The 26,222-nt window shown below is 71.5% G+C and carries 27 protein-coding genes; 16 read left to right on the top strand and 11 right to left on the bottom strand.

Features of this window, described 5'->3' with window-relative positions:
- The first annotated feature begins 86 nt into the window (after positions 1–86).
- On the top strand, positions 87–860 hold the full coding sequence (locus ACMCNN_RS03820; RefSeq protein WP_412744792.1) for an ATP-binding protein: 774 nt from the start codon (positions 87–89) through the stop codon (positions 858–860).
- Between the two features lie 9 nt (positions 861–869).
- Positions 870–1,427 (top strand): DUF5709 domain-containing protein, encoded by a 558-nt coding sequence (locus ACMCNN_RS03815; protein ID WP_412744791.1) that lies wholly within the window; start codon positions 870–872, stop codon positions 1,425–1,427.
- Here ACMCNN_RS03815 and ACMCNN_RS03810 read toward each other — a convergent pair.
- On the bottom strand, positions 1,424–2,053 hold the full coding sequence (locus tag ACMCNN_RS03810; protein WP_412747038.1) for a response regulator: 630 nt from the start codon (positions 2,051–2,053) through the stop codon (positions 1,424–1,426). The two genes, ACMCNN_RS03815 and ACMCNN_RS03810, sit on opposite strands and share 4 nt — an antisense overlap.
- 34 nt (positions 2,054–2,087) lie before the next feature.
- Positions 2,088–3,236 (bottom strand): MacS family sensor histidine kinase, encoded by a 1,149-nt coding sequence (gene macS / locus ACMCNN_RS03805; protein WP_412744790.1) that lies wholly within the window; start codon positions 3,234–3,236, stop codon positions 2,088–2,090.
- Positions 3,237–3,485: 249 nt separating this feature from the next.
- Between macS and ACMCNN_RS03800 the strand changes: the two genes are divergently transcribed.
- The 3 genes from ACMCNN_RS03800 to glpK all read left to right on the top strand — a co-directional run bounded on the left by ACMCNN_RS03800 (position 3,486) and on the right by glpK (position 7,015).
- The gene (locus ACMCNN_RS03800) at positions 3,486–4,121 is read left to right on the top strand and encodes a carbohydrate-binding protein (protein ID WP_412744789.1); all 636 of its coding nucleotides are present in this window, start codon (positions 3,486–3,488) and stop codon (positions 4,119–4,121) included.
- A gap of 123 nt (positions 4,122–4,244) precedes the next feature.
- A complete protein-coding gene (locus ACMCNN_RS03795; protein WP_412744788.1) occupies positions 4,245–5,471 on the top strand; it encodes a family 16 glycosylhydrolase in 1,227 nt (408 codons plus the stop codon).
- 59 nt (positions 5,472–5,530) lie between these two features.
- Positions 5,531–7,015, top strand: a complete 1,485-nt coding sequence (gene glpK / locus ACMCNN_RS03790; RefSeq protein WP_412744787.1) for a glycerol kinase GlpK — start codon at positions 5,531–5,533, stop codon at positions 7,013–7,015.
- A gap of 6 nt (positions 7,016–7,021) precedes the next feature.
- On the opposite strand, the gene ACMCNN_RS03785 is transcribed toward glpK, so the two are convergent.
- Positions 7,022–7,273, bottom strand: coding sequence for a hypothetical protein (locus ACMCNN_RS03785; RefSeq protein WP_412744786.1), 252 nt, complete (start codon positions 7,271–7,273; stop codon positions 7,022–7,024).
- Positions 7,274–7,367: 94 nt separating this feature from the next.
- Between ACMCNN_RS03785 and malQ the strand changes: the two genes are divergently transcribed.
- Both malQ and ACMCNN_RS03775 read left to right on the top strand, forming a co-directional pair.
- Positions 7,368–9,386, top strand: coding sequence for a 4-alpha-glucanotransferase (malQ, locus tag ACMCNN_RS03780; protein WP_412744785.1), 2,019 nt, complete (start codon positions 7,368–7,370; stop codon positions 9,384–9,386).
- Positions 9,383–9,562: an antitoxin gene (locus ACMCNN_RS03775; RefSeq protein WP_412744784.1), complete on the top strand. Its 180-nt coding sequence runs from the start codon at positions 9,383–9,385 to the stop codon at positions 9,560–9,562. Before malQ ends, ACMCNN_RS03775 begins: the two co-directional genes overlap by 4 nt.
- 3 nt (positions 9,563–9,565) lie before the next feature.
- Here the strand turns inward: ACMCNN_RS03775 and ACMCNN_RS03770 are convergent, their stop codons facing one another.
- The gene (locus tag ACMCNN_RS03770) at positions 9,566–9,949 is read right to left on the bottom strand and encodes a hypothetical protein (RefSeq protein ID WP_412744783.1); all 384 of its coding nucleotides are present in this window, start codon (positions 9,947–9,949) and stop codon (positions 9,566–9,568) included.
- A gap of 162 nt (positions 9,950–10,111) precedes the next feature.
- Here ACMCNN_RS03770 and ACMCNN_RS03765 point away from each other — a divergent pair, with 162 nt between their 5' ends.
- Entirely contained in the window at positions 10,112–10,963 is an 852-nt protein-coding gene (locus tag ACMCNN_RS03765) for a spermidine synthase (RefSeq protein ID WP_412744782.1), read from the top strand.
- Between the two features lie 677 nt (positions 10,964–11,640).
- On the opposite strand, the gene ACMCNN_RS03760 is transcribed toward ACMCNN_RS03765, so the two are convergent.
- Complete coding sequence (locus tag ACMCNN_RS03760; protein WP_412744781.1) at positions 11,641–12,537, bottom strand: pentapeptide repeat-containing protein; 897 nt, start codon at positions 12,535–12,537, stop codon at positions 11,641–11,643.
- Between the two features lie 286 nt (positions 12,538–12,823).
- Here ACMCNN_RS03760 and ACMCNN_RS03755 point away from each other — a divergent pair, with 286 nt between their 5' ends.
- Positions 12,824–13,927, top strand: a complete 1,104-nt coding sequence (locus ACMCNN_RS03755; protein ID WP_412744780.1) for a lamin tail domain-containing protein — start codon at positions 12,824–12,826, stop codon at positions 13,925–13,927.
- 162 nt (positions 13,928–14,089) lie between these two features.
- Complete coding sequence (locus ACMCNN_RS03750) at positions 14,090–15,640, top strand: diguanylate cyclase domain-containing protein (RefSeq protein ID WP_412744779.1); 1,551 nt, start codon at positions 14,090–14,092, stop codon at positions 15,638–15,640.
- A gap of 18 nt (positions 15,641–15,658) precedes the next feature.
- On the opposite strand, the gene ACMCNN_RS03745 is transcribed toward ACMCNN_RS03750, so the two are convergent.
- Together ACMCNN_RS03745 and ACMCNN_RS03740 are read right to left on the bottom strand one after the other, a co-directional pair.
- Positions 15,659–16,291, bottom strand: coding sequence for an SRPBCC family protein (locus tag ACMCNN_RS03745; protein WP_412744778.1), 633 nt, complete (start codon positions 16,289–16,291; stop codon positions 15,659–15,661).
- Entirely contained in the window at positions 16,284–16,706 is a 423-nt protein-coding gene (locus ACMCNN_RS03740; RefSeq protein ID WP_412744777.1) for an ArsR/SmtB family transcription factor, read from the bottom strand. Before ACMCNN_RS03740 ends, ACMCNN_RS03745 begins: the two co-directional genes overlap by 8 nt.
- A gap of 546 nt (positions 16,707–17,252) precedes the next feature.
- Between ACMCNN_RS03740 and ACMCNN_RS03735 the strand changes: the two genes are divergently transcribed.
- Complete coding sequence (locus tag ACMCNN_RS03735; protein WP_412744776.1) at positions 17,253–17,738, top strand: hypothetical protein; 486 nt, start codon at positions 17,253–17,255, stop codon at positions 17,736–17,738.
- Between the two features lie 9 nt (positions 17,739–17,747).
- On the opposite strand, the gene ACMCNN_RS03730 is transcribed toward ACMCNN_RS03735, so the two are convergent.
- The gene (locus ACMCNN_RS03730) at positions 17,748–19,040 is read right to left on the bottom strand and encodes a methyl-accepting chemotaxis protein (protein ID WP_412744775.1); all 1,293 of its coding nucleotides are present in this window, start codon (positions 19,038–19,040) and stop codon (positions 17,748–17,750) included.
- A gap of 168 nt (positions 19,041–19,208) precedes the next feature.
- Between ACMCNN_RS03730 and ACMCNN_RS03725 the strand changes: the two genes are divergently transcribed.
- Positions 19,209–19,535, top strand: coding sequence for a hypothetical protein (locus ACMCNN_RS03725; protein ID WP_412744774.1), 327 nt, complete (start codon positions 19,209–19,211; stop codon positions 19,533–19,535).
- On the opposite strand, the gene ACMCNN_RS03720 is transcribed toward ACMCNN_RS03725, so the two are convergent.
- Positions 19,523–20,218: a helix-turn-helix domain-containing protein gene (locus ACMCNN_RS03720; RefSeq protein ID WP_412744773.1), complete on the bottom strand. Its 696-nt coding sequence runs from the start codon at positions 20,216–20,218 to the stop codon at positions 19,523–19,525. The two genes, ACMCNN_RS03725 and ACMCNN_RS03720, sit on opposite strands and share 13 nt — an antisense overlap.
- A gap of 61 nt (positions 20,219–20,279) precedes the next feature.
- Positions 20,280–21,500 carry a PxKF domain-containing protein gene (locus ACMCNN_RS03715; RefSeq protein WP_412744772.1) on the bottom strand — a complete coding sequence of 407 codons (1,221 nt, stop codon included), beginning with the start codon at positions 21,498–21,500 and terminating at the stop codon, positions 20,280–20,282.
- Positions 21,501–21,830: 330 nt separating this feature from the next.
- On the opposite strand from ACMCNN_RS03715, the gene ACMCNN_RS03710 reads away from it, so the two are divergent.
- Entirely contained in the window at positions 21,831–22,238 is a 408-nt protein-coding gene (locus ACMCNN_RS03710; RefSeq protein WP_412744771.1) for a nitroreductase family deazaflavin-dependent oxidoreductase, read from the top strand.
- 60 nt (positions 22,239–22,298) lie between these two features.
- Here ACMCNN_RS03710 and ACMCNN_RS03705 read toward each other — a convergent pair whose 3' ends face one another.
- Complete coding sequence (locus tag ACMCNN_RS03705; RefSeq protein ID WP_412744770.1) at positions 22,299–23,357, bottom strand: tetratricopeptide repeat protein; 1,059 nt, start codon at positions 23,355–23,357, stop codon at positions 22,299–22,301.
- Between the two features lie 371 nt (positions 23,358–23,728).
- On the opposite strand from ACMCNN_RS03705, the gene ACMCNN_RS03700 reads away from it, so the two are divergent.
- The 3 genes from ACMCNN_RS03700 (at position 23,729) to ACMCNN_RS03690 (ending at position 26,208) form a co-directional block, all read left to right on the top strand.
- Entirely contained in the window at positions 23,729–24,682 is a 954-nt protein-coding gene (locus ACMCNN_RS03700; protein WP_412744769.1) for an ArsR/SmtB family transcription factor, read from the top strand.
- Positions 24,683–24,789: 107 nt separating this feature from the next.
- Positions 24,790–25,218, top strand: a complete 429-nt coding sequence (locus ACMCNN_RS03695; RefSeq protein WP_412744768.1) for a peptidase inhibitor family I36 protein — start codon at positions 24,790–24,792, stop codon at positions 25,216–25,218.
- Between the two features lie 75 nt (positions 25,219–25,293).
- The gene (locus ACMCNN_RS03690) at positions 25,294–26,208 is read left to right on the top strand and encodes a hypothetical protein (protein ID WP_412744767.1); all 915 of its coding nucleotides are present in this window, start codon (positions 25,294–25,296) and stop codon (positions 26,206–26,208) included.
- The last annotated feature ends 14 nt before the right edge of the window (positions 26,209–26,222 follow it).

Below are 26,222 nucleotides of genomic sequence, written 5' to 3'. Positions count from 1 at the left end.
CCAGGCGTGTACGAGAATCGGATGAGCCCGGTAGCTCGCGGCGACCACAGATGACGAGTCGCGACCGTCGGCACAATGGAGTGATCATGGCGAGCGAGATCGGGCACGTGGTGGACCGTGCGCAGGTCCATCCGGTCGTCCGGTTCACGGGGGTCCTGGCCGGGAGCGAGGCGGCAGCCGTACGCACGGCCCTGCTCGACGTGCTCGCCGAGGCCCCGCAGGCCCTGATCGTCGACGTGGCGGACCTGACGGTGAAGGACGCCGACGCGCCGGGGGTACTACGCCGCGTGGCGCGCGAGACGACGGTCTGGCCCGCTACGCATCTGATCCTCGCCACCCCCGATCCGGCACCGTGGCAGGACGCCGGGCTCAGCGTGTGCCCCAGCGTGACGGCGGCCGCCGCGTCGCTCGGGTCGCCGAGGCCCGGACGTCGCCTGGAGCTGGAGCTGGAGCCGGTGGTCGGTGCGGCGCGGCGGGCACGGGAGCTGGTCACCGAGGCGTGCGCCCGGTGGGACCTGCCGGAGCTGGCCGGCGCGGGCAGCATCGTCGTCACCGAGCTCGCCAACAACGTGGTGGCGCATGCCCGTACGCCGATGACGGTCCTGCTGTCGCGGTACGCCGACACGATGGCGGTGGCGGTGCGGGACCACTCGGCGGGGCAGCCGCGCTTCGCGGGCCGGGTCGCACCCACCGCGTACGGGGGGCGGGGCCTGCTGCTCATCGACGCGGTCACCCGGAGCTGGGGCAGCCTGCCGCTGAGCGACGGCAAGGTGGTCTGGGCGATCCTGGCCGCGGAAGAGTCCTCCGGCCCGTCCCGATCGGGCCTTGCGGCAGGTATGGCGGACCCCGCCCACGGGTAACCGACAGGTATGCGTGACAACGACTACCCGCACGAGGTGACGGACCCGGAATCCTCCGGGCTGCCGGACACCGCCGACGACGATTCCACCGCGTACGACGAGGTGCGCACCGGCCGGTGGGCGGACGGGCCGGACCCGGCCGCGCTGGCGGGCGTCGGTCCGGGCGGCTCCAACCGGTACGGCGACACGGCCGAGGAGGCGCGCCGGGGTGAGCCGCTGGCGTACCGGCTGCGCCAGGAGGAGCCGGACGTCGGCACGGATCGCAGCACCGAGCGGGACTGGTTCGACGACACGATCGACGACACGGACACGTCGAGCACGCCGCTCGCGGCGGACGTGTGGGGCGCCAGCCCGACCTCCGACCCCAACTCCGCGATCTCGCTCTACGACGACGGTCAGCTCGACGACGACACGCCACGCCCGGTGGGGCGCCTGGTGGAGCCGGACGAGGGTTCCGGCCTCGACGACGAGCGGGACAGCATCGCGTACGACGCGGGCGCGGCGGGTGGCGGCGCGTCCGCCGAGGAGCTGGCGATGCACGAGACCAGGGCGCCCGACTTCTCCTAGTCGAGGCCCTGCTCGATGGCGTACCGGGTGAGTTCCACGCGGTTGTGCAGCTGGAGCTTGCCGAGGGTGTTCTGGACGTGGTTCTGCACGGTCCGGTGCGACAGCACGAGCCGCTCCGCGATCTGCCGGTACGACAGCCCCTTGGCCACCAGCCGCAGCACCTCGGTCTCCCGTTCGGTCAGCTTGGGGGCGGGCCCGTCGGCGGGGGCCGGTTCGGTCGCCATCCGGCGGAACTCGCCCAGCACCAGCCCGGCCAGCCCCGGCGTGAACACCGCGTCACCGGCGGCCGTACGCCCGACCGCCTCCAGGAACTCCGCGGTCCCGGCCGACTTCAGCAGGTAGCCGGTGGCTCCTGCCTTGACCGCGGCCAGCACGTCGTGGTGCTCGCCGCTGGCGGACAGCATGAGCACCCGTACCCCGGGAACGGCTTCCAACAGGCCCTGGATCACCTCGACGCCGGAGACGTCCGGGAGCTGGAGGTCGAGTACCACGACGTCGGGGCGGGCCGCCGCGGCGATCCGTACCGCCTGGCGTCCCTCGCCGCTGGTGGCGACGATGTCGTAACCGGCGGCGGCGAGGTCACGGCTGACCCCTTCGCGCCACATGGGGTGGTCGTCGACCACCATGACCCGTACCGCTGTGTGCTCCTGCTCCACCGGGTCACGATAGCGGCTTGCGGGGTACCGCGAGTTCGACCTCGGTGCCCTGGCCGGGCGCCGCGGTGATCGTCACGGTGCCGTCCAGGTCGGCGATCCGGCCCCGGATGGACTGGGCCACGCCGAGGCGGCCCTGCGCGGCGGCCTCGGCCAGCCGGTCGTCCGCGATGCCGGGCCCCTCGTCGCGGACGCTGACCAGCACCTCGTCGGGCTCATCCTCGACCAGGATCCACACCTTGGTGCCGGGCTCGCAGTGGCGGGTCACGTTGTCCAGGGCCGCCGCGACGGCCGCGGCGACCTCGCGGGCGGTGTGGCCGGGCAGGCGGACCGCGTCGGCGGGCGCGGCGACCGACACGGTGGTCGAGGCGTACGGCCCGAGCAGGGTCATCAGGTCGATCTCGGCGTGGTCGTCCACGACCGGGGTGGTGGGGCTGGTGACCAGCGCCCGCAGCGCGGCCTCCTGCTCGCCCGCCAGCCGGGCCAGTTCCCCGGCTTCCCCGTCGAGCCCGGCCCCGCGCCGCTTGACCAGGGCCAGCACCTGCAGCACGGAGTCGTGGATGTCGCGGGCGAGCCGTTCCCGTTCGCGGGTGGCGGCCTCCAGCTCGATGGCCCGCTGCAGGCGTTCCTGCGCGACGACGGCGAGCCGGACCAGGCTGCCGACCGCGAATGCGGCCATCAGCATCAGCACCGTGCCGGTGAACGCCGCCTGGTCGTAGTGCGCCCGGACGATGAGGTCGGTGGCGCCCATGATCAGCGCGGCGATCACCCCGCCGCGCCGCCCCCAGGCCACCGCCCAGCAGATGACGGGGGCGACGTGCCAGGCCACGGCGAGGGTGGGTCGCCCGTGCTCCAGGCCGTACCGGCCGACGATCCAGACGCTGGAGGCCATCACGGCCATGGTGACGAGCAGGTCGGCGACGAGCAGGGGGGCCCGGCGCCGGGCCGGGTCGGCGTACGCGTACGTGGTGAAGACGGTCCAGCCCGCGGTCACCGCGAGCACCGGCCAGGCGAGCACGGCCCAGCGCTCGTCGTAGTTCGAAACGTTGCGGACGACCAGGACGGCCACGTAGACGAGGGCGGCGATCCGGTAGACGGCGATGGCCCGCCACAGCGGCGCCTGCAGGCCGCCCGCGTCCGCCCCCGTGTTCGTCATGGCGCCGACCATCCCATATCCGCAACCGGGCGATCCACCGCCTCGACCGGGACATTCAGCCGGATTCGGGAGCGCGCCCATCACGAATCGATTACGCGGAAAACGCTCTCCGGGCCGGAGTTTTAAGCGTTCCTTAAGTCTGCAGCTCGGACTTGCGTGGCCGACCCGGATCTTCAAAAGTTGCCCTGCCGAACAAACGGTTGTCCCCCGGCCGTACAAACGTCCGCCGCCCACGGAGGTTTCATCCCCATGCACCGCGCCGCCCACGCGAGCCGAACGTTCCTGCGCCGCCCCCGCGTCCTGCTCGCGCTCGCTGTCGTGGGCGCCGGCCTGGCCACCGCCCTCTACCTGCCCACGCGCAACGACACGGCCTCGGCGCACGAGAACCGCGCGGGCCGGATCACCGTGTGCGAACGCCGCGACGGCCGCTACGTCTGGCGCTGGAACACGGGCCGCGACACGTTCTCCGACCGCGAGTGCCGCAACACCTGGACCGCGCGCCCCGCCGACGAACAGTGGTTCCCCACCGCGTCCCCGTCGCCGTCGTCCTCGGAGCAACCGGCCCCGACGTCCCCGTCGCCGTCGGTGAGCGAGGACCCGTCCACGGAGCCGACGCCGACCGAGAGCGTGTCGACCGAGCCGACCGCGACGGAGTCGCCCTCGCCGGAGCCCACGACCACCACGCTGGAGCCGGTCAAGCAGTCCGCGAGCGCCTCGCCGACCCCGACCAAGGTCGAGGCGTCGAACTGGAAGGTGCACACGGCGTACAAGGCCGGTGACCTGGTCAAGTTCAAGGGCAAGGTGTACCGGGTGAAGGAGACGCACACCGCGCTGCCCGGCTGGGAGCCCACGGCCCTGCCGAACCTGTTCGAGCTGGTCGGCTGACCCCACAGATAGACAACTCTCGCAACCCGTTGCCGGTTCCGGAACCGGCAACGGGTTGACTTGTTAACACAACTTATAAAAAGGTTGTTAACGCATGTCCACCTCTCCCCGGAGGAATCCCCCATGCGGACAACCAGGTTCCTGCTCGCGGCCGCCGTGGTCGCGACCACCCTCGCCGGCGCCCTGAGCGCCGTCTCCCGCAACGACCGGGCCGACGCCGCCGTCGGCGCCATCACCTGGCAGGACGAGTTCGACGGCGCCGCCGGCTCCGCGATCGACTCCAGCAAATGGAACTTCGACATCGGCGGCAGCGGCTGGGGCAACAGCGAGCTGGAGTACTACACCAACTCCACCCGCAACGTCTCCCGCGACGGCCAGGGCCACCTCGCCATCACCGCCCGCAAGGAGAACCCGGCCAACTACCAGTGCTGGTACGGCACCTGCACGTACACCTCCGGCCGGATCCTGACCTCTGGCAAGTTCACCCAGAAGTACGGCCGGTTCGAGGCAAGCATCAAGATCCCCAAAGGACAGGGCATGTGGCCCGCGTTCTGGATGCTCGGCGACAATCTCGGCAGCGTCGGCTGGCCCAACTCGGGCGAGATCGACATCATGGAGAACATCGGCAAGGAGCCCAACACCGTGCACGGCACGGTGCACGGCCCCGGCTACTCCGGCGCCGGTGGCATCGGCGGCGGCCGCACGCTGGGCGCGCCGCTGGGCGACGCCTTCCACACGTACGCGATCGAATGGTCGCCGAACCTCATCGTGTGGTTCCTCGACGGCCAGGAGTACTTCCGGGTCACCCCGGCCAACGTCACCGGCACCTGGGTCTTCGACCACCCGTTCTTCATGATTATGAACGTGGCGGTCGGCGGCAGCTGGCCCGGCAACCCGGACGCCGGCACCGCCTTCCCGCAGACCATGCTCGTCGACTTCGTCCGGATCGCGGCCTGGAACGAGACCGGCGGCGGCGCACTGAAGTCCGCGTTGAACAGCCGCTGCATCGACATCCCCGGCGCCAACCCGGTCGACGGGGCACGCCTGCAGATGTGGGACTGCAACGGCACCGCCGCCCAGCAGTGGACGTTCAACAGCGACGGCACGCTGCGCGCCATGGGTAAGTGCATGGACCCGGCCAACGCCGGTACCGGCAACGGCACCCCGATCCAGCTGGTGACCTGCAACGGCAACCCGGTGCAACGGTTCACCCTGTCGGCCGCGGGCGACCTGGTGAACGTCTCCGCGAACCGGTGTGTGGACATCAAGGACGTCAACAGCGCCAACGGCGCCCAGCTGCAACTCTGGGACTGCGCCGGCACGGCGAACCAGAAGTGGAGCAGGGCCTGACGAAAATCGTGAACGGCCGGCGGCCCCGCGCCGCCGGTCTTTCGCCTACGGTTTCACACGTGACCAAGGAATATGTCGCCGCCATCGATCAGGGCACCACCTCCTCGCGTTGCATCGTCTTCGACGCCGACGGCACGGTCATCTCCGTCGCCCAACGCGAACACCGGCAGATCTTCCCCCGTCCCGGCTGGGTCGAGCACGACGCCGACGAGATCTGGGAATGCGTCGACTACGTCGTCCGCGAGGCCCTGTCCGTCGAGTCGATCACCGCCGACCAGCTGGCCGCCGTCGGCATCACCAACCAGCGCGAGACCACGCTGGTCTGGGAACGCGACACCGGCAAGCCCGTGCACCACGCGATCGTCTGGCAGGACACTCGTACGGATGAGCAGCTGCGCCGTTTCGCCGCCGCGCTGGGTGAGGACGAGTTCCGGCGGCGCACCGGGCTGCCGCTGGCGCCGTACTTCTCCGGCTCCAAGCTCGCCTGGCTGCTGGAGAACGTACCCGGGTTGCGGGAGCGCGCCGAGGCGGGCGAGGTGCTGTTCGGCACGATGGACAGCTGGCTCATCTGGAAGCTGACCGGCCGTCACCTCACCGACGTCACCAACGCCAGCCGTACGCTGCTGATGAATCTGGAAACCCTCGACTGGGACCCGCAGATCCTGGCCGCGACCGGAGTCCCCGCCGCGATGCTGCCGGAGATCCGTTCCTCCAGCGAGGTGTACGGCGAGATCACCGAGGGGCCGCTGGCCGGGGTGCCGCTGGCCGCCGCCCTGGGCGACCAGCAGGCCGCGCTGTTCGGCCAGACCTGCTTCGCTCCCGGCGAGGCGAAATGCACCTACGGCACCGGCAGCTTCCTGCTGCTCAACACCGGCACCGACCCGGTCACCTCGGGCCACGGTCTACTCACGACGGTCGGCTACCGCATCGGCGACCAGCCCGCCGTGTACGCGCTGGAGGGCGCCATCGCGGTCACCGGCTCGCTGATCCAGTGGCTGCGCGACAACCTCGGCCTCATCCGGACCGCGCCCGAGGTGGAGGAGCTGGCGAAGACCGTGCCGGACAACGGCGGCTGCTACCTGGTGCCCGCGTTCGCCGGGCTGTTCGCCCCGCACTGGCGCAGCGACGCCCGGGGTGTGCTGGTCGGGCTCACCGGCTACGTCACCCGCGGCCACCTGGCCCGCGCCGCCCTGGAGGCCAGCGGCTGGCAGACCCGCGAGGTGGTCGACGCCATGAACGCCGACAGCGGCACCGCGCTGACCACGCTCAAAGTGGACGGCGGGATGACCGGCAACGAACTGCTCATGCAGTTCCTCGCGGACGTCCTCGATGTCCCCGTGGTGCGGCCCGTCGTCGCGGAGACGACCTGCCTCGGCGCGGCGTACGCGGCGGGGCTGGCGGTCGGCTTCTGGCCGGACACCGACACGCTGCGGGCGAACTGGCAACGCGACGCCGAGTGGCGGCCGGAGCGGGACCGGGCCGAGGTGGAGCGCGACTTCACCCAGTGGCGCAAGGCGGTCGAGCGGACTCTCAACTGGACGTGACCCCGGTCAGCGGCGCTTGCGGCTCCGCATGATCAACACGACGATCAGGACGATCAACCCCACCACGAGCAGGCAGCACAGCGCGGAGAAGCCGAAGAAGCCGAAGCCGGAACGACGCCGGCGGTACTTGACCGCCTCGATCGCCACGTCTCCGACGCCGTTACCGGCGGCCCACGCATGCACGGGCACCACCAGCGTGAGGACCGCACCGGTCACCGCCGCGGTCAGCCGCGACCACCATGCCATTGCAGCAGACATGGGTACATGGTGGCGCAGCTCCGCAACCGATACGCGCGGAACCGCCGCCGGTCCGGCAGGGTAGGGGGCGGAACCCACCGGGAAAGGGAGCGGAATGGACGCTGATCTGGCGGCGCTGGCCGCGGCGCACGGCGTGGCGACCTGGTACGAGGACTGGCACAGCGAACGCCGCGACGTCTCCCCGGCCACCGTGACGGCGGTGCTGGGCCTGCTCGGTGTCGACGCCCGTACCCCCGGTGGGGTCGCCCGCGAGCTGGCCGCGGTGCGCCGTGCCCGGCGGCAACGGCGGCTCCCCGGCACGGTGGTGGTACGCCACGGGCGCACGTACCCGCTGGCGGCGCCCGCCACGATCGTCACCGAGGACGGGGGGCGGCGCACCGTGACCGGCATGGTCCCGGCCGACCTGCCGCTGGGCTGGCACCGGATGAGCTGCGCGGGTCAGGAGGCCACCCTGGTCGTGGTCCCGACGGCGCTGCCCGAACCGCCGCAGACCTGGGGCTGGATGCTCCAGCTGTACGCGCTGCACTCGGCCGCGTCCTGGGGCATGGGCGACCTCGGCGACCTGGCGACCTTCGTCCGGGACGTCGCACACGGCGCGGGCCTGGTCCTGCTCAACCCGCTGCACGCCCCCACCCCGACACTGCCGGTGCCCGAGTCGCCGTACTTCCCGTCGAGCCGCCGCTTCGCCAACCCGCTGTATCTGCGGATCGCCGACACGCCCGAGTACGCGCGGGCGGACGACGCGCTGCGGTCCCGAATCGACGCGCTGCGCCCGGCAGCGGCCGGGGACGGCCTGATCGACTACAGCGCCGTGTGGCGAGCCAAACATGCGGCCCTGGAACTGCTCTGGCCGCTGGCCGATGCGGTCGACGTCGACGCCGACCCCGGCCTCGCGGACTTCGCGACGTTCTGCGCGCAGGCCGAGCGGCACGGCCCCGACTGGCGGCAGTGGCCCGCCGAGCTGCGCCGCCCGGACACCCCGGAGGTCGCGGCGGCCCGCGCCGACCTGCGCGACCGGGTGGCGTTCCACGTGTGGCTGCAGCGGCTGCTGGACGCGCAGCTCGGCGCCGCCGGGGCGGCGGCCCGCGCGGCGGGGATGCCGGTCGGCATCGTGCACGACCTCGCGGTGGGGATCGACCCCGGCGGGGCGGACGCCTGGCTGCTGCAGGACGTGCTGGCCGAGGGGGTGCACGCGGGCGCGCCGCCGGACGCGTTCAACCAGCTCGGCCAGGACTGGGGGCTGGCCGCGTGGCGGCCGGACCGGCTGGTCGAGACCGGGTACGCGGCGTACCGGGACATGCTGCGCCGCATCTTCCAGCACGCCGGGGGCCTGCGGGTGGACCACGTGGCCGGGCTGTGGCGGCTGTGGTGGGTGCCGCCGGGCATGGGCCCCGCCGAGGGCACGTACGTGCGCTACGACCCGGACGCCATGCTCGGCATCCTGGCGCTGGAGGCGCACCGGGCCGGTGCCGTGGTGGTCGGCGAGGACCTCGGCACCGTGCTGCCGGAGGTCACCGAGGGCCTGGCCCGGATGAACATGCTGGGCTCGGCGGTGCTGTGGTTCACCCGCGACCGCGATGATCCGGACGGTGGCTACCTGCCGGCCGGGCGCTACCCCCGTAACGCGCTGGCCAGCGTGTCCACTCACGATCTGCCGACGGCGGCCGGTTTCCTGCGGGGCGAGCAGGTGCGGGTCCGCGCCGAGCTGGGCCTGCTGACCGGGCCGGTGGCGCAGGAGGAACGTCAGGCCGCCGAGGACCGGGCCCGGCTGCTGGCGGCGCTGCGGGCCGAGGGCCTGATCACCCCGGAGAGCAGCCCCGAACAGATCGTCGAGGCGCTGCACGCGTTCCTGGCCCGGACCCCGTGCCGCCTGGTCACGGCATCCCTGTACGACGTACTCGGCGAGCTGAAGCAACCGAACCTGCCCGGCACCACGCGGGAGTATCCGAACTGGCGCATGCCGCTCGCCGCTAGCCTGGAACAGATCCGCGCCGACCCCCGGATCCGGCGCGTCGCCGAGGTGCTCGGTGCGCCCCGGCCCACCGACGAGCAGCCTCGGCCCGCCGACGAGCAGGCCCGGTCCACCGATGAGCAGGAGGGCGTACCGCGATGAGCTTCCTGGACAAGGCGAAGGAGTTCGCCGACAACCACGACGAGCTGGTCGACCAGGCGCTGGAGAAGGTCGGCGACGCGGTCGACGAGCACACCGGCCACAAGTACACCGATCAGATCGCGCGGGGTGTGGACGAGGCGCAGAAGCGTACCGGGCAGGGCGACACCCAGCCGTAGGGATCAGATGTCGAGCGGCGGGGGCGGCGGGTCGTCGTCGACGGCGAACAGCATCGGGTGCAGGCCCGGGCCGGGCTCCGGCTGGCGGCAGCGCAGCGGTGGCAGCAGTGACGAGCGGTGCTGCGGGTGCTCCCCACAGTGCCGCATCGCACGGGTGACCGCGTCGGTGTGGTGTCGGCCGCCGCCGTACTCGCCGCAGTCGGCGCAGTCCCAGCGCCAGTAGCCCGGGCCCTCGTCGGAGGCGTACCGGCGGATCCGCAGCGGGGCGTGGATCGGCCCGGCGCCGACGGTTCCGGCCTGCCCCTCGCCGACGATCCCGGTCGCTGCACCGCCGACGATCCCGGTCGCCGCATCGCCGACGATTTCGGTCGGCGCGTTGCCCGACATCGCTCACCCCCGCCCCGGCCCGTCCACCCCGGACGGCGCCGCCCGGTCAGTGTGGAACGCGACGGGCACGCCGGATGCCCGTTTCGCGCAAAGCCACTTCACATTCACCCGCTCCGGTGTCCGGCGTCGGGTGGCCCGGGGGCGACCGGCATACTGCCTCGCGTGGCGCAGCGCAGGCGGTCGGAGCGGCGGGCCGCGACCGTCGGGTCGGGCCTGGCCGAGCTGGTGCCCGACCCGGACCGCCGGACCGGCTGGACGCTGCTGCTGGACGGCGCCCCGCAGTCGCACGTCGACCTGGACGACCCGACGTACCTGGAATTCGAGTACGTGCGCCGCATCGGCGCGGCCCTGGACCTGGTGGCCCCGCCCGGCCGGCCGCTACGGGTGCTCCACCTGGGCGGCGGTGCGCTGACCCTGCCCCGGTACGTCGCGGCCACCCGCCCCGGCTCGGCGCAGCGTGTGGTGGAGATCGACGGCCCGCTGGTGGACCTGGTCCGTACGTCGCTGCCCTGGCCGTCGTCCGCCCGGATCCGGGTACGGATCGGCGACGCCCGCGCCGAGCTGGCAGGCATGCGCCCCGGCGGGTACGACGTGGTGGTGCTGGACGTCTTCGCGGGCTCCCGCACCCCGGCGCACCTGGCCTCGGTGGAGTTCATCCGGGAGATCGCCCGCGTGCTGGCACCCACCGGCTTCCTGATCGCCAACGTGGCCGACGGCCCGCCGCTGCGACACGCGCGCGCCCAGGTCGCCACGATCCGGGCGGTGCTGCCGCAGGCCTGCGTCACGGCCGACGCGGCGGTGCTGCGGGGCCGCCGTTTCGGCAACCTGGTGCTGCTGGCGGGGCGTACGCCGCCGCCGGTCCCCGAGCTGGCCCGGCGCGCCGCGGGTGACTGGTTCCCGGGGCGGGTGGAGACGGATCTGGACCGGTTCACCGGGGGCGCCACCGCGGTGACCGACGACGCGGCGGTGCCGTCCCCCGCGCCGCCGGACGGCCTGTTCGGCTCACGCGCCTGACGGGGTACGGCCGGGGTCGCCCGAAAGTTCAACCTTTGGGGCCCCGCCGCGCCGAGGTTCCGTGATCCGGCAAAAGTCGGGGTCGCCCGCTTGTCGGCGGCTCGAGGGCGCGGTTGTAATCAGGGCGGTCCCGCCTCGGGGCCGTGGCCGCGACGCGGAGGGGGCCGCCATGTCCGTCCCGCCCATTCCCGACGTGTTCGCTCCGCTGCGCGGCGGGGAGCGCGTCCTGTGGCGGGGCCGGGCCGCGGTCGCCGAGTACGCCTTCGACCGGGCCGCGTCACTGCCCCGCTGGGCCGTGCCGGAGTCGACAGAGATCCTGGTGACGGATCAACGCCTGCGGTACGCGTACACATCGTCGGTCTCGCCCGATGATCTGGAGGTCTCCTCGGGCGAGCTGCGCTGGCAGTGGCCGTGGCATGTGCGGGTGCAGCCCGGCGCGCCGGGCACCGCGCGGGTGGGGTCGACGAGCCAGGTCCAGCTGGTCTGCGCGGGGCCGGACGGCAGCTGGCCCGCGCTCGTGCTGGCCGGCGGTGACGTGGAGGCAGTACGGGACGCCGACCGCCTGGCCAACGTGGTACGCCAGGCCGTCGCCCGGTTCCGCATCGACCACGCGGACAAGCTGGACCTGTCCACGCCGCAGGCGCGGCTGCTGTCCCGGCTGCTGATCGGTCCGGAGTTCAGCAATCACGAGGGCGGCGCCGGGCAGACCGTGTCCCTGCCGGGCGCGCTGCCGGTGAACCGCCCGGAGCATCCACGGCGCGGGGAGACGGTCCGTCGGCGGTTCGCGGCGAACTCGGGAGCCGGGTGGTCTCGTCAGTCCGGGCCGCGGAAATCTGTGCCGGGGTGACGAACAGCGCTTCCGCCAGGTCGGCGCCGCGCAGGTCCGCCCCGCGCAGGTCCGCGCCGGTGAGGTCGGCCAGCCGCAGGTCGGCACCGCGCAGGTCGGCCCCGATCAGCAGGGCGCCGCGCAGGTCGGCCCCGCGCAGGTCGGCCCGGCCCAGCCGACGGCCGATCAGGTTGGCGCCCCGGTGGTCGGGGCGCCGCCGCAGCCCTGCCCGCGCCGATTCGCTGGCCTGTCGCAGCAGGGGGTTGACCCGCCTGCGCTGGGCGTCCACGTCCAGGGGCGGCAGCTCGTCGGCGGGAAGTTCGGTGAGCCGGCGGGTCTCGGCGAGGGCGGCGCGCAGCCGGTCGTGCAGTCGCGACGCGGCGGTCAGGCGTATGGCCTCGGTCAGCAGCCAGAGCAGCTCGTGCAGCTGGCGCATGACGGGCAGCGCCGCAAACATCGGCCCGGCCAGCTCCGGCTGAGCGCGCCAGTCCCGCCCGCCGAAGGTGACCTGGGTGACCTGCTGGCCGGCGCCGAAGCAGTCGAACACGACGCATCCGCCGAAGCCGCGTTCGCGCAGGTGGGCGTGGATGCCGCAGCGGAAGTCGGCGCCCAGGTTGGGGCAGGGCCGCCCGGCAGGCTTGTCGATGGCGAAGTCCGACGACTTCGCGAACGCGGGTGCGACACAGCACAGGCCGGCGCAGCGCGCGCAGTCGGCGCGCAGGGACCGGTCCTCCAGATCCTCAGACATGACGGACCCCACCGTAACAACTCGCTCAACGTGACTAGCGACAATTACCGAGAGTCATGACATATCGGAATTGGGAGCCGAGTCGGCCGCCCTGGCGAGTGACGCATCTGGCAGGTGAGGCCGTACGGGCCAGGCGGATCGGCCGAGCGTCCAGCAAGGGCAACCACCGAGATGTATGACTACCTACAGTCAGACACTTAGGCTGCGGCGACCAACCGCCCACAACGGCGGTCGTTGCCGCGCGCCTCCAGGTGCCCGGTCGCGAACCGCCGAAGGAGACAAGTCAATGCGTTCTCGCGACACGTCGGTCACGACCGGCCGACGCGCCCGCCGCATCACCCTGGCCGCGTTCGCGGCCGCCACCTGCCTCGCCGCCGCGGCGTTCAGCCTGCCCGCGCACGCGGCCACGGTGCCGACCATCTCGGCGCCCGCCTCGACGGTCGGCTTCTCGGAGATCGCCATCACCGGCAAGGCCACTCCCGGCGCCACGGTGACCCTGTACGAATCCGCGTACGTGTTCAACGACTTCTACGTCGCCATCAACTGGGACACCGGCGCCCCGGTGACCGCCACGGCTTCCAGCTCGGGCGCGTTCACCATGCACCGGTACGTCGACAGCGGCTTCCTGTTCAAGGTCAAAGAGGGCGACAGCCCGGACTACTCGAACACGGTCACGGTGTCGGTGAAGGTGATTCCGACGCTCACGTTGTCCTCGACGACGGACGGCACGGTGTCCGTAGCGGTCGCCGCGAATCCCAGCCAGGACAACCTGCCCGTCCAGATGCAGCGCCAGTCCGGCGGCACCTGGACGACCGTTGCCAGCGGCAGGACCGACCTGTCCGGCAACTACGCCACCGACCTGACGAACCAGGGCGAGGGCACCTCGCGGACCTACCGGGCGTACATCGGGGAGGACACGAGCACCGCGATCCTCCCGAACCACTCACCGGCCCAGACCATCAAGGTGTTCGGCACCAACCCGACCCCGACGCCCACGCCGCCGGCGCCCAAGCCCCCGGCGCCGGCCGGGCCGAAGGCGGGCGACGTCCAGTTCACCAGGATCCAGTACCACGGCAGGACCGGGCTGAACAATGAGTGGTTCCGGCTCACCAACAGGACGTCGAAGACGATCAACCTGAAGGGGTGGACCGTCCGGGACGCGGCCGGCAACACGTACACGTTCTCCAGCTCGTTCTCGCTGGGCGCGGGCAAGAACGTCTATGTGCACACGGGCAAGGGCACCAACGGCAAGCCGAACTCGGTGGACCGGTACTGGGGCAAGAGCGCCTACGTGTGGAACAACGGCGGCGACACCGCCTACCTGCGGTTCGGCACCAGGACCATCGACTCCTGCAAGTGGACGAGTGACCGCAAGGTCACGAACTGCTGAACGGCTGATAGACGGCGGCTCCGCATTCCCCGGGAAGCGGAGCCGCCGTCGTATTTCCCGGCCCAGCTCACAGTGCGTACCCTCAAGTCCCGACGTCCTGCGTCGATGGGCAGCGACAACAGCTGACGTTCGGGGGGCAAGTTGCGCGCGCTGAGGCACCGCATGGCCACCCCTGTGGTGGCCGCCGTGCTGGCGGGCGTCGCACTGCAGCTGGTCCTGCCGCTGCTGTCCCTCCGGCTCGGCCTCGTACTGGCCAGCGCGCCGACCGCGATCGCCGGATTCCTCGCCCCGTTCGGCTTCCTCCGGCAGTCCCGCGCCCACGCCGGGCGCGAACGGGCCGGTTGGCGGCTGGGCATCGCCGGTTCCCTCCTGCTCGGCGCGTCCTACACCCTCTACACCGGGTACGCGGCGCTCGGCCTTGCGCCGGCCAAGCCCAACCTGGCCGACCTGCTCTCCGTGGCCTCCGCCACGGTGGCCCTGGTCGGGATCGCCCTGGCCGCACCGGCCCTGCCCGGCGTCATGGCGGGGACCACCCACGTCATCGACGTGGCCACGGTCGCCGGTTCCCTGTTCGCCCTGGTCTGGCAGTTCGTCATCGCCCCCGCCACGGCCACCCTGCCGCTGGGCAGCCAGCTGACCTTCGTCCTGACCCTGCTGCCGGAGATCATCGCGGCCGCGCTGGCGCTCACCCTCATGTCCCGCCTGCGGGCCAGCGCCGACGGGCGCGCGCTGCACGTGCTGGCCGCCGCGCTGGCGCTGTTTGCCCTGGCGGCGGTGGGCTCGACCCACAACGCCACCGAACGGGCACCCTGGTACGCCATGGGCGTCGGCGCGCTGTACCTCACCGGCGGCCTGCTCGTCGCCCTGGCCGGCCAGAGCACCGTGGGCGCGGCGGATGCCTCCGGCCGCCGGGCGCTGGCCGGCTTCTGGACCGCCCTGCCGTACGTGCCCGTGGCGCTTGCCATCTGCGCCGTCAGCGGCCTGTACCTGCGCTCGGGGACCCTGAGCCCGGTGCTGGTCTGGGCGCTGCTGAGCAGCACCGGGCTGGCGATGCTGCGCCAGTTCCTCAGCCTGCTCACCATCAAGCGACTGCTCAGCGACCTCGACGAACAGCAGGACCGCCTGCGCCACGCCGCGCACCACGATGCGCTGACGGGCCTGCCGAACCGCACCGCGTTCCACGGCCGCGCCGCCGATGCGCTCGCCGCCGCCGGGCCGGACGAGCACACCGGCGTACTGCTGGTCGACCTGGACGGGTTCAAGCCGGTCAACGACCAGCTCGGCCACGCAGCCGGGGACGCCGTCCTGGTGGCGGTGGGCGAGCGCCTGCCCGGCGCGCTGCGCGGCACCGACACGGCGGCCCGCCTCGGCGGCGACGAGTTCGCCGTGCTGCTGCCGGGTCTGCACGATCCGGGCGAGGCCGAGATGATCGCGGCGCGCATCATCGGCCGCCTGGCCGCACCGGTGCCGACCTCCGACACACAGGTACGGGTCGGCGCCAGCGTCGGCATGACCACCGCGCGCGGCGCCGGCCACAGCATCGACCGGATGCTGCGGGAGGCCGACCTCGCGTTGTACGCCGCCAAGGCGGCGGGCAAGAGCGTGGTACGCCGCTTCACCGCCGCCACCACCCACCCGGAACCGGACCGGCTGCCGGCGGCCGTGCCACAGCCCCGGACCTCCGTCCCGGATCAGAGTCAGCACACCGCCTGAACGCCGAGGCGGCGCAGCTCAGCCGCCCGTGTAGGCGGCGTACGTCTGGGCCGCCTGCTTGCGGGCCCGCTCCGGGTCGGCGCCCGCCGCGATATCGGCCTCGGCCCACGCCTCGCTGCTGAGCCGCATGAACTCCCGGCCCTCCGGGGACGCGATCCAGGCCGCGATGGCCTCCGGGTCGCGCGGCGCGGCGGGGTCGGCGAGGTGGTTGGCCAGGCCGAGCACCCCCGAGTCCCAGCCGACGCCGACCGCGCCGGGACCGTACTGATCGGCGAGTTCGTCCTCGACGTGGGCGACGTGCTCCAGCTCGAACCGGGTCCGGTCGGCGCTCTCCGCGATGAGCCGGACCTCGATCCAGCTCACGTTGCCGCCGTACTCCCAGGTGGCCGCGTACGAGCGCGGCTTGTCGCACCGGGTGATCGTGCCGCCGGCCTGGCCCTCCAGCTGGTAGTGCCCGCCCTCGCGCAGGTCGCCGGAGACCGGCAGGAACCAGCGCCCGATCCGCTCGGCGGTGGTGACCACGTCCCACAGGTCGTCGATGTCGGTGTCGTACACCTGGCTGATCGTGAGGACCCGGGCCTCACCGGCCTCCAGGACCCGGCTGCCCAGTGTGCGGCGCACGGCGCTGATCTGCTCTTTCGCATCAATCATGAGTCGCTCCAGGAACGTCGGATTCGGTGTTTCGGGCTGTGGTGCGCGCCCGGCTCGGCGGGTCGTCGGCGCGCGACCCGCCGGCGGCCAGGCGGCGCGCACGCTTGCCCCGGGCCACCTCCGTGGCCATCGCGGCGAGATGCGGTGTCCAGAACCGGCGGAACGGCCCCAGCCACGCGTCCACCTGCCGCAGCCCGGTGTCGTCCACCGTGTACAGCCGGCGGGCGCCCGCCGCGCGCACGGTCGCGAATCCGTTGTCCCGCAACACCCGCAGGTGCTGGGACACGGCGGGTTGGGAGACGCCGAACTCGGCCCGGATGACCTCGGTGACGGCGCCGGAGGTCTGCTCGCCGTCGGCGAGCAGCTCCAGGATGCGCCGGCGAATGGGGTCGCCGAGCACGTCGAACGCGTGCACCCGGCCAAGCTATCAGGCCAGCGGTATATAAGTCGAGACTTAGGCAAGCGTGTCACGGCTCCATCCACCAAGGACGGAAACGGGTTCGAAAAGTCAGACAGGAAAAGGCGGGTACGCGCGTGAGAGCGCAGCAGAGCCGTAGCCGACCAAGTGGGCAGAAACCCCTCCTTAGCCGTGAACCGGTGGCTACAGTACCTGTGTCCACTCCCCCTGGATGGAGCCTGCTGTTCACCGCATGTGGCAGGCGTTTGTCTAGCGAAGGGAGCTTCCATGGCCAGGGCGCCGCAAACAGCAGAAGAACCACCCATTTCCCCCAACGGCCCCATCCTTCCGGGACCGAAACCGACCTCCGGGCCGCCGCCGATACTGGGAGGCGGAACAAACAACTCCGCAGGGCCGACAATCCTGACTCCGGAAGCGTCCGTCCCGCAGTCGCCGAACATGTACGCGGCCCCGCCGCCGCCTGCACCCCCCGCCGCAATGCCGCAACAGCCAGCGAATCCGGCAGGTGGACCACCTCCGCAGGCATATCTGCCGCGGCCGACGGTGACCGCCGCGCCGATCAGCCGGGACCGGATCGACGAATGCCTGGACAGTTCGAAGTACTGGGCAATCCGCCTACCCAGATACGCGAACGAGATGCAGCGCAAGGCCGACACCTACGCGCTCGCGGCGGCATTCCTCAGCATGGTCACGGGCCTCACCATCTGGGGATTCCTGACCGAGTCGAATTCCTGGTGGGCGCAGACCATGGCTTCTGCCGCCGCCTTCTCGGCCGCAGCCTGCGCCATCATCCCGAGGGTAAAGAACTACTCCGAAGCGGCCGGCAAAGCGCGGCAACTGGCGACCCAGTACGGCACCATCAAAGGCCGGCTGACGGACGCCCAGGTATGGAGTTCCTCGAACATCGCCGAGGACACCGCGCTGCGGCAGGTCGTCGAGGACTTCGAGGCGATAAAGAGTGGCAAGGATTCGCTCGTCCCGTACCCGAAGAGGTACATCGATGAGCGGCACCCGGACGCCAAGGAATGACGGACGACGTCAATCGGTAACCGGGGCGGCGTTCCGGGAGATCTGCTCCAACGTACGGATTCCGTGGGCCATCGTCTGCGTTTCGCCGGCGGTCTGCGTGACCGTACGGGTCACCTCGGCGACGGCGGCGGACTGCTCCTCGATCGCGGCGGCCAGCGTGCTGTGGTGGGACGACAAGGTGTTCATGCTTCCGGCGATCTCCGTGACCTGAGCGACCGCAGCGTCGACCTGCGTGCGGACCTCGGTCAGGGTGCGGTTGATCGAGTCCGCGTTCTCACCGGACTGGCGGGCCAGCTCCTTGACCTCGTTGGCCACCACCGCGAAGCCCTTGCCACTCTCACCGGCACGCGCCGACTCGATCGTCGCGTTGAGCGCCAGCAGATTCGTCTGCGCCGCGATCGACTGGATGATGTCGCTGGCCGCCATGATCTGCGCGCTGGACTCCGCCAACGCCTTGATCACCGTCGCGGCGTCGTCGGCCTGCCGCACCACGGCCACCGTGACCTCCTCGGTGGACTGCGCCGTACGCGACAGATCCTGCAACGCACACGACATCTGCTCCGCCGCGGTCGCCGCCACCGTCGTGTTCTGACTGACCTCCGCGGCCGACTGGGCCAGCACCGCCGCCTGCGCGGCGACCTGCTGCTGCAGGTGAGCCTGCTCGGCCATCTGCGCCGCTGCCGCCTCGGCCCGCTGCGCCTCCGCCTGCTGCTGCTCGGTCAACGTCCGCACCTGCAGCTCACTGATCTCCGCCTGCGCCCGGGCCACCTGGGCGGCGCTGTCGTCGAGCAACCGGCGCAGCCAGTGCATCACGACGCAGAGGGTCGTCAGCAGCAGCCAGATCGCCACCGAATGCCAGATCGCCGTCCACGCCGGGAACAGCCGCCACTCCGTCACCAGGGTCTGCACCGCCATGATGGCGGACAGCGCCACCACGTCGCGGCGTTCGAGGGTGAACCCCGCCCACACCAGGCCGACGGCCGAGTCCAGCATGACCAGGTAGTAGGTCTCCGGAGCGGTCACCGCCCCGAACCCGATCATCACCACGCCGACGTACGCCATGATCCGCAACGCCTGACGCGGCATGCGGTCCCAGTTCACCCGCCACATCGCCAGCGCGATCACACAGGCCATCAATCCGCGGATCAGCAGGGACCAGCGATAGCCGTCGACATTGGAAAGTCCGATGATTACGCCGGCCAGACCGGTGGGCAGGAACAGCCGCGGCAGCAACTTGCCGGAGATGGACCGGTCATCGAGCGGACTACGCCGCCGCGGTGTGATGGCGTGGCCGTGCGTCATACCCTTTCCGTCGGCAACGCCCATGGCGACTTGCGCCGTAGTGCGCTACGCCTCGTCGGCGTCACCGCGCAGCGGTGTCATGCCCGGCTCGGTGGTGCGGTGGCGAATAACGCAGACATTTTGGACCGAGCGGGTGGGCGGGTTGGCGGCCGCTGCCATGATCGGGACATGCCGTCGTTGCGAGGACGTGCCGCGGATCGCGTCGACCGTGCCGAGCGATGGCTCGAACGCATCCAGGAACCGGTGATCCTCGTCTCGACGTTCGGCGTCTTCGGCGGATTCGCCGTCGCCGGGCTCCGGTACGCGGACGCCCTGCCCGGCGCCGTCATGATCCCGCTGGTCGCCCTGGTGATCCTGATGATCTCCGGTGGGGCGATGATCGTCACCGTGCAGCTGGCGCTGACGCTCGTGGAGTTCCTGCTCAGACTCCCGGACCTGCTCGTCGGACGGGACGCCGCGACGGTGCGCCGGTCCACAACGGATCAGGATCCATAGCCGGACGCCCCGGCCCCCGGCGGGCGGTAGAACGTGATGGCGACCTCGGCGGCCGGCGAACCGGGCGTCGCACGGGCCGCGAACTCGCGGGTGAGCGCCTCCAGTCGGGCGGCGAACTCGGCGAACGTCGCGTCGTCGAGCGGGACCCTGCGGACGTCGACCAGGCGCGGATCCCGGTCCGTCATGCGCGGGGTCGGAATCGCGCCGCCGCCCCGTCCCGCCCCCGGTGTCGGCGCGATCATTCCGCTCGCCTCCGGTGTGACCCGGGCGACCCCCGGTGTCGCGGACGGCACGTCGGAATCGGCGCGCTCGGGCCGAACGGTGGAGGCCGGCACGTCGTCCGCCGGAGCAGGTCCCGGCTCGGCGGCCGAACCTCCCGGATGGGCCGCGGTCGTCCACACCGGGGCCGGGAAGCGGCCCGTCCCGGTCCAGGTCAGTCCGGGCAACGGCGCCGGCGCCGATAGTGGCGGCGGAACCGCCGCGGCCGTGCTCACGTACACCGGGGTCGGCACGCCGTGCACCGTGCGTGACGCGCCGACCCAGACCAGCCCGGCCTGTTCGAGCAGTTTGAGTTGGTAACTGACGACCCCACCGGGCAGGTCGAGCCGCGCCGCGACCCCGGCCACGGTGGCGGGTCCGCTGCTCAGCAGCCCGAGAATCCGGTCGCGTACGTCGCCCATCATGCCGACATCCTCGTGGTCACCGGCATCCAGTTCAAACTGTGCGTACGGACAGGGCCGCGAACTACCGCAGGCTGAAGAAGGCGGCGAAGACCTGACCCGTGTCGAGGGTGAGGAACAGCGTGTAGCAGCCCGTGGCCTTCGGCGTCTTCCAGGGGAACTGATAGGTGTTGGTCTTCGCCTTGTAGGTCAGGCCGCCGCCCGACGTGGCAGCCTCGATCGACCCCACCGGGTCGGTGCTGAACGCGGCGCAGTTGGTCGGCTTGTAGGTGAGCGAGGTGACCGCGGAGAGCGCGGAGACGAACGCCCCATCGGGCTCGCGCAACTGCCACTCGAGCGCGTACTGGCGTCCGCTGTTACCGGAGTTGACAGCCGGCGGGTTGACCGTCGGCGGAAGGAAGCCGCTGAACGTGTACGGCACCTGGTAGGAGATCACGACCGAGGCGGGGTCGGAGGTCACGCCGGTCGTTCCGCCCGCGGGCACGTACGACGAGCCGCCGCCGCCACCCGCCTGGTTGCCGCCACCGCCGCCGCCGTACAGGCCGCCGCCGCCACCGCCGCCACCACGGTTCTCGAAAATGACCGTCGAGTCGGGCGGCGGGCCGCCGAGGCCGCCCCGGCCCAGCGTCCCGTCCGTCCCCGGCGGAGTCCCCGCACCTCCGGCGGCCTGCGTTCCGGCCTGGCCTCCCGCACCGACACTCGCGCCGCCGGGCTGACCAGCGTCTCCCCCGCTGCCGTGGCGCCCGGTACCGCCGCCGCCACCGGCCACGATCAAGCGGGAGTTCAGCCCGATGCTTGCCGGGTCGGCGCCTCCACTGACGGTCCGCACGTCACTCGCGCCGCCACCGCCGGGCATCCCGTTGTCCCCAGGATCGCCACCGTCACCCCGCCCTCCCCCGTTGAACCCGCCGGCCCCGCCCGAAGCACCACCGTCCGTGAGGTCTCCACCCACTCCGCCGACCTCGACGTACAGGCTCGAGCCCGGCGTCACGGCGAGGCCGGCCGAAGCGACTCCACCGCGACCGGGCACGACGAACAGGAAGCCGCCGCCGCCCGCGGCGCCGATCGCGGTAACCGCCAGGGACGTCGTGCCGGGCGGCACGACGAAGGTTTGCTCGGCTCCCGTGAACCCGAAGGCGCAGGTCACAGCACGGCCGCTCTGCGTGCAGCCGGGCGGCAACGCCGCCCGGGCCACGGCCGGTACGGCGCCGGCGGCTGCGACAGCCAGACCCGCGACCGCCGCCATCTTCCCGATCACGTGCCGCTGGGGCGCACCGCGCCGCACTGCTGAATCATGGTTCTCCGCCATGGCTTCCCCCGCTGTTGGCCGGTGCCTCCGGCGTCAGCGAGGCCCACCGCAGCACCGCTCTCATCGCCGGCTTGTGGCATCACGTTTGTCGCCACCCACGATGGCAGCACCACGGGGTTCATGTGACGGAACCAGGAAGCCCGCAGCATTGTCCGTGCCGGACCCTCACGCCGCGCTCGCGATCATCCGCGGGGCGGGGCCCGCCCGACGACCGGTACATCGGCGCTTGTCCGTGTCGCTACGTCAGGCCACGGTCGTGTTTGCCAGAATTGCGTCGAGGATCCGGTACACGGACGAGGAGACGTCATGAGCGACTGGAACGACAAGATTGTCGAGGAGTTCCGCGCCAACGGTGGGCAGGTGGGTGGCCAGTTCGCCGGCGCGCCGCTGCTGCTGTTGCACACGGTGGGCGCCAGGACCGGCCAGCCTCGGGTGAACCCGATGATGTACCAGAAGATGGACGGCGGCTATGCCGTGTTCGCGTCCAAGGCCGGCGCGCCCACCAATCCCGACTGGTACTTCAATCTGCTCGCCAATCCGCAGGTCCAAGCGGAGATCGGCGTGGAAAAGGTCGATCTCGTCGCCAGAGTCGCCGAGGGCGACGAGCGGGAACGCATCTGGACCGCGCAGAAGGCCGCGTACCCGGGCTTCGCCGACTACGAGCAGAAGACCACCCGCCAGATCCCGGTCGTCGTCCTCGAACCCGCGCGGTAGACGGCCACGGCCCCTCGGGGAATTCTCGGGGGGCCGTGATCCGTCAGCGATACCGGCTGCTCACCCGCCGGCCCGGCTCCCTCGCAGACCCCGGTGGGGCCGGAACATCGCCGGCAGGGTGAAGCGCATGGGCTTTCGCCGCGGGGAGGACAGGCTCTCCCGGGCTGCGATGAAGGCTTCCTTCGCGGCGAGCGCCTCGGCGTGCTCACCCCTGGCGGCGTGCAGTTCAGCCTTCTCCTCGTACACCCGGACCAGGATCTCGCGCAGGTCGCCCTCTGTGCATTGCCGGTGGGCGGCGTCCAGGCTGACCAGGGCCCGGCCGGTAGCGCCGAGGCCACGCTGAGCCCTGGCCAGGGTCAGCAGGTACTCGGCCATTTCGTCGGCGTCGTTGACCCCTGCGCTCTTGTATCGGGCGATGCACACCTGCATCGTCTGCTCCGCCTCGGCGTACTCGCCGTTGGCGGTCTGGATCGCGCCGATGGTGTCCAGCGCGCCCGCGTCGAGGTGGTAGCCCCGCACCACGGCGTGGTCCTGCATGCGCCGCGCGACCTTTCCGGCTCGCGGGAAGTCACCGGACTTGTACTCGCCGTAGGCCCAGTTGTTCAACACCACGGTGAGCCGTTCCCACTCGTGGAGTTCACGGGCCAGTTCCTCGGCCTGGCGGTAACACGGCCGCGCCGCGTCCATGTCGCCGTTCTCGGCCAGCGCACTGGCCAGCCGGAGCCGGTGCCAGATCTGCATGTGCGGGGTGGCCGTACCATCCAGCAACTCGACCGCGCTTTGCGCGTGCCTCAGGGTCTTGGCCCGATTTCCGGACAGCCACTCGATGTTCGCCCACACCAGGTGGCTACGCGCCTGCAGGCGGCGGTCGCCGTACTTGCGAGCCCAGGCCTGGATGCCCTTGATGTGCCGGGCAGCCTCCCGGTAGTCACCCGTGCGCCGGAGCATGTCGATCCAGCACAGCCGGGCGCGCATGAGCAACGCCGTGTCGCCCAGAGCGTCAGCCCGCCGTTCGAGTTCCACCGCGGCCGAGTACCCGGCAGCAGCGTCGACGATGACCCGGTCCTCCAGCGCCAACAGCGCAGCCGACAGCTCGGCGCCACCCGCGGTGTCATTCACCCCCTGCACCCCAAGCCCGGTTCACCGCAGTCTTATCGGCTGCGCGCCCGCGATGCTGAGAATCTGCTCTGCGGGTACCCGGTGGCCCGGCTCGTGGACGCAATCGCCGCCCTGTGGCGCACGCCACAGATCCGGGCCCGCCCGGCCCGCCGGGTCGCCGATTTCCGCCACCCGAATTCTTGACGGGGCAAGCATTCATTGCCGGATTCCCGGACCAGGGGCAGACGTGGGACGAATCACAGTGGGTGCGATCAAGGCTGATATCACGTCGCCATGTCTCCCGTCCGACAGGCACTGGCTTCCCCGACCGCAACCACCACAATAGAGCCATGGGGGCAGGCATCCTGAGTATCGTTTTCAACGCACAAGACATGGCCCGGACCAAGGTCCGGGACTCGGCCGACCCCATGTGGGAGCTGGTCTTCAGCATTCACCGCCTGCAGACCAGGGTCGGCTATCTCAACCATCTCGACTGGCACCGACAGGTGCGGCGCGACATTCGCGCCGCCGGGCTCGCGCCTCTGCTCCGGTCGACCCTGCTGCCCCTGATGCCGCTGTCGTTCTACTTCCCCGATTTCCTCACGCCCTCCACCGGGTCCGGGGAGATCGAGGAGATGATCGACATCATCGCCGACACGCCGCGCACCCAGGTGCGGCGGCAGATGGAGACGATGATCGCTCAGGGTACGTCGCTGCCCCCCTGGACCGCCGATCTCGCCGCCGGCCAGCCGGCCGCCCGCCGACATCTGAGCGAGGGGCTGCGGCGCTACTTCGACGTCGCCGTACGCCCGCACTGGCCGACGATCGGGCGGCGCGTGACCGAGCACCGCCTGGTACGCCAATCCGGGGTACTGCAGGACGGGATGAGCTCGCTCCTGACCGAGCTGTCCCCGTCGACGCGGTGGCACCCGCCGGTGCTGCAGGTGCACGGCTATCCGCGAGATCAGCGGCTCGTGCTGCGGGGCCGGGGCATCACCCTGATCCCGTCGTACTTCTGCCAGGGCAGCCCGGTCGCCCTCGCCAACCCGGCGCTCGAACCGGTTCTGGTCTACCCGGCACCGCGGGAGGAGTCCTCCACGATCGACGCCGGATCCTCCTCGGACGGCGTGGACATGCTGCTCGGCCGTACCCGCGCCGCGATCCTGCGTGCCGCGTCGCTCGGGACTTCGACCACCGAGCTGGCCCGGTGTACCGGCACGTCACCGGCGACCGCCAGCCATCACACCGCCATCCTGCGCAACGCGGGCCTGCTGACCAGCCATCGGGTGGGCAAGCAGATCCTGCACCGGACCACGGATCTGGGCCGCCGCCTGTCGGGCGCATAGCAGGACCGCGGTCCACGATTCGACCCACATCGAAAGGTTCCGATCCCCTGCCGATCCCGGGGAAAGCTGGGCGACAACCCGGAATGATCGGTGAGAAGGGGAACGACATGATGAACAACGCTCGGCGCGCAGCGACCGTTCTCGCTGCGTTCGCTCTGACCGCCGGGGCGTTCGCTGCGCCCGCGCAGGCCGCGCCCGGCAGCGGCAAGACCCCGGTCCCCGCGGGTGACGTGTCAACGCTGAGCCTCGGAGACTGCCCCAGCGAGTACGCCTGCCTCTGGCCGCTGAACAACTTCGAAGGTAGGCGCTGGCAGGGACGGAACGCGAACTCGACCCTGCCGTCCTACATCGACAACAACTCTTGGTCATCGTTCAACAACGGCGTGAACTGCACTGTGCACTTCTGGGAGGGACCGGGCTACACCGGCGTCGCGTTCAACGAGATCATCGGCAGTCGGCGCGCGGACCTGCGCCAGAACAGCCGCCCCGGCGGCGGCAGCTGGGCCGACGTCATCTCGTCGATGAACTGGTGCTGATCAGCCGATACGCGGGTGCCCCCCGAAGCGGGAGGCACCCGCTCGGACCACGCGACTGCGGAGCGAGGCGAAACAATGCGTCCTGCATACCGGGCGATTCTGCTCTCGGTGCTGGCGGCCGGGGCCCTCGTCGGCTGCGCGCACCGCCCCACACCCGCGGCGGCCCCGGGCCCGGCCCGCCTCGACGAGGCGACCGTTGACATGATCACCAATACGGGCCACTACGCCGAGCGGCGATACCGGGTCGACGAGGTCGACGTGGCGCTCACCCGGCAGTGCATGAGCAACTCCGGCTTCACGTGGGCGGGCGTCGCCGACCGGCCGCAACCCGACGCGAGCGGCAATCGCGCGGTGCGACTCGGCTACGCCCGGAAGCACGGATATGGACTGTCGGACGGCCCGGTCGCCGCAGGGCCGGAATCGGCCGACTCGGGGGGCGGCGCCGGGCTGCGTACGGCCCTGCTCGGCCCGGCCGACGACCTGGCCACGTTCCACGCCGCCGAGGGCATCGTGTACACGTTCCCGAAGCAGGGCTGTGCGGCCCGGTCGCACACGGCGGTGTACGGCGATCTCGACACCTGGGCCCGGATCGCCTACCTGCCGCAGGAGTTCAATATGCGGTTGCAGTCGGAGGCGACAGCCGACCCGCGGTACACGGCGAAACTACGGGAGTGGAGCCGCTGCCTGGGCACGAAGCACTACTCGTACGCTTCGCCCCACGCCGTTGTCGAGCAGCTCACGGTGGCGTACCGCACTGACCGCCGGACTCTCCAGCAGCGCCGGGCATCGGAGATCAGGATCGCGGTCCAGGACGTACAGTGCGACTTCAAGGTCCAATTGTCGGCGACCGCTCTGAACCTCCGCCGCGAGTACGCCCAGCGCCTCGATCCCGCCGACCGCGCGGAGCTGACGCGCGTGTCCACGTTGTTCGACGCGGCCGAGCAGCGCAGCAGGACGCTCGCCAAGCCCACCACCGGGCAGGACAACTAGCCGACGGGGTCGGC

The organism is Krasilnikovia sp. MM14-A1004, assembly GCF_047159485.1.
In the GTDB taxonomy this organism is placed as follows: domain Bacteria; phylum Actinomycetota; class Actinomycetes; order Mycobacteriales; family Micromonosporaceae; genus Actinoplanes.
The sequence above is the reverse complement of the archived record's forward strand: the minus strand, read 5'-3'. Positions and strand labels throughout refer to the sequence as shown.

Bases quoted from the DNA above. Each gene is read 5' to 3' on its own strand.
- ACMCNN_RS03820 (WP_412744792.1), top strand. From the start codon at position 87: ATGGCGAGCGAGATCGGGCACGTGGTGGACCGTGCGCAGGTCCATCCG.
- ACMCNN_RS03815 (WP_412744791.1), top strand. From the start codon at position 870: ATGCGTGACAACGACTACCCGCACGAGGTGACGGACCCGGAATCCTCC.
- ACMCNN_RS03810 (WP_412747038.1), bottom strand. From the start codon at position 2,053: ATGGTGGTCGACGACCACCCCATGTGGCGCGAAGGGGTCAGCCGTGAC.
- macS (WP_412744790.1), bottom strand. From the start codon at position 3,236: ATGACGAACACGGGGGCGGACGCGGGCGGCCTGCAGGCGCCGCTGTGG.
- ACMCNN_RS03800 (WP_412744789.1), top strand. From the start codon at position 3,486: ATGCACCGCGCCGCCCACGCGAGCCGAACGTTCCTGCGCCGCCCCCGC.
- ACMCNN_RS03795 (WP_412744788.1), top strand. From the start codon at position 4,245: ATGCGGACAACCAGGTTCCTGCTCGCGGCCGCCGTGGTCGCGACCACC.
- ACMCNN_RS03785 (WP_412744786.1), bottom strand. From the start codon at position 7,273: ATGTCTGCTGCAATGGCATGGTGGTCGCGGCTGACCGCGGCGGTGACC.
- malQ (WP_412744785.1), top strand. From the start codon at position 7,368: ATGGACGCTGATCTGGCGGCGCTGGCCGCGGCGCACGGCGTGGCGACC.
- ACMCNN_RS03775 (WP_412744784.1), top strand. From the start codon at position 9,383: ATGAGCTTCCTGGACAAGGCGAAGGAGTTCGCCGACAACCACGACGAG.
- ACMCNN_RS03770 (WP_412744783.1), bottom strand. From the start codon at position 9,949: ATGTCGGGCAACGCGCCGACCGAAATCGTCGGCGATGCGGCGACCGGG.
- ACMCNN_RS03760 (WP_412744781.1), bottom strand. From the start codon at position 12,537: ATGTCTGAGGATCTGGAGGACCGGTCCCTGCGCGCCGACTGCGCGCGC.
- ACMCNN_RS03755 (WP_412744780.1), top strand. From the start codon at position 12,824: ATGCGTTCTCGCGACACGTCGGTCACGACCGGCCGACGCGCCCGCCGC.
- ACMCNN_RS03750 (WP_412744779.1), top strand. From the start codon at position 14,090: ATGGCCACCCCTGTGGTGGCCGCCGTGCTGGCGGGCGTCGCACTGCAG.
- ACMCNN_RS03745 (WP_412744778.1), bottom strand. From the start codon at position 16,291: ATGATTGATGCGAAAGAGCAGATCAGCGCCGTGCGCCGCACACTGGGC.
- ACMCNN_RS03730 (WP_412744775.1), bottom strand. From the start codon at position 19,040: ATGACGCACGGCCACGCCATCACACCGCGGCGGCGTAGTCCGCTCGAT.
- ACMCNN_RS03725 (WP_412744774.1), top strand. From the start codon at position 19,209: ATGCCGTCGTTGCGAGGACGTGCCGCGGATCGCGTCGACCGTGCCGAG.
- ACMCNN_RS03720 (WP_412744773.1), bottom strand. From the start codon at position 20,218: ATGATGGGCGACGTACGCGACCGGATTCTCGGGCTGCTGAGCAGCGGA.
- ACMCNN_RS03710 (WP_412744771.1), top strand. From the start codon at position 21,831: ATGAGCGACTGGAACGACAAGATTGTCGAGGAGTTCCGCGCCAACGGT.
- ACMCNN_RS03700 (WP_412744769.1), top strand. From the start codon at position 23,729: ATGGCCCGGACCAAGGTCCGGGACTCGGCCGACCCCATGTGGGAGCTG.
- ACMCNN_RS03695 (WP_412744768.1), top strand. From the start codon at position 24,790: ATGATGAACAACGCTCGGCGCGCAGCGACCGTTCTCGCTGCGTTCGCT.
- ACMCNN_RS03690 (WP_412744767.1), top strand. From the start codon at position 25,294: ATGCGTCCTGCATACCGGGCGATTCTGCTCTCGGTGCTGGCGGCCGGG.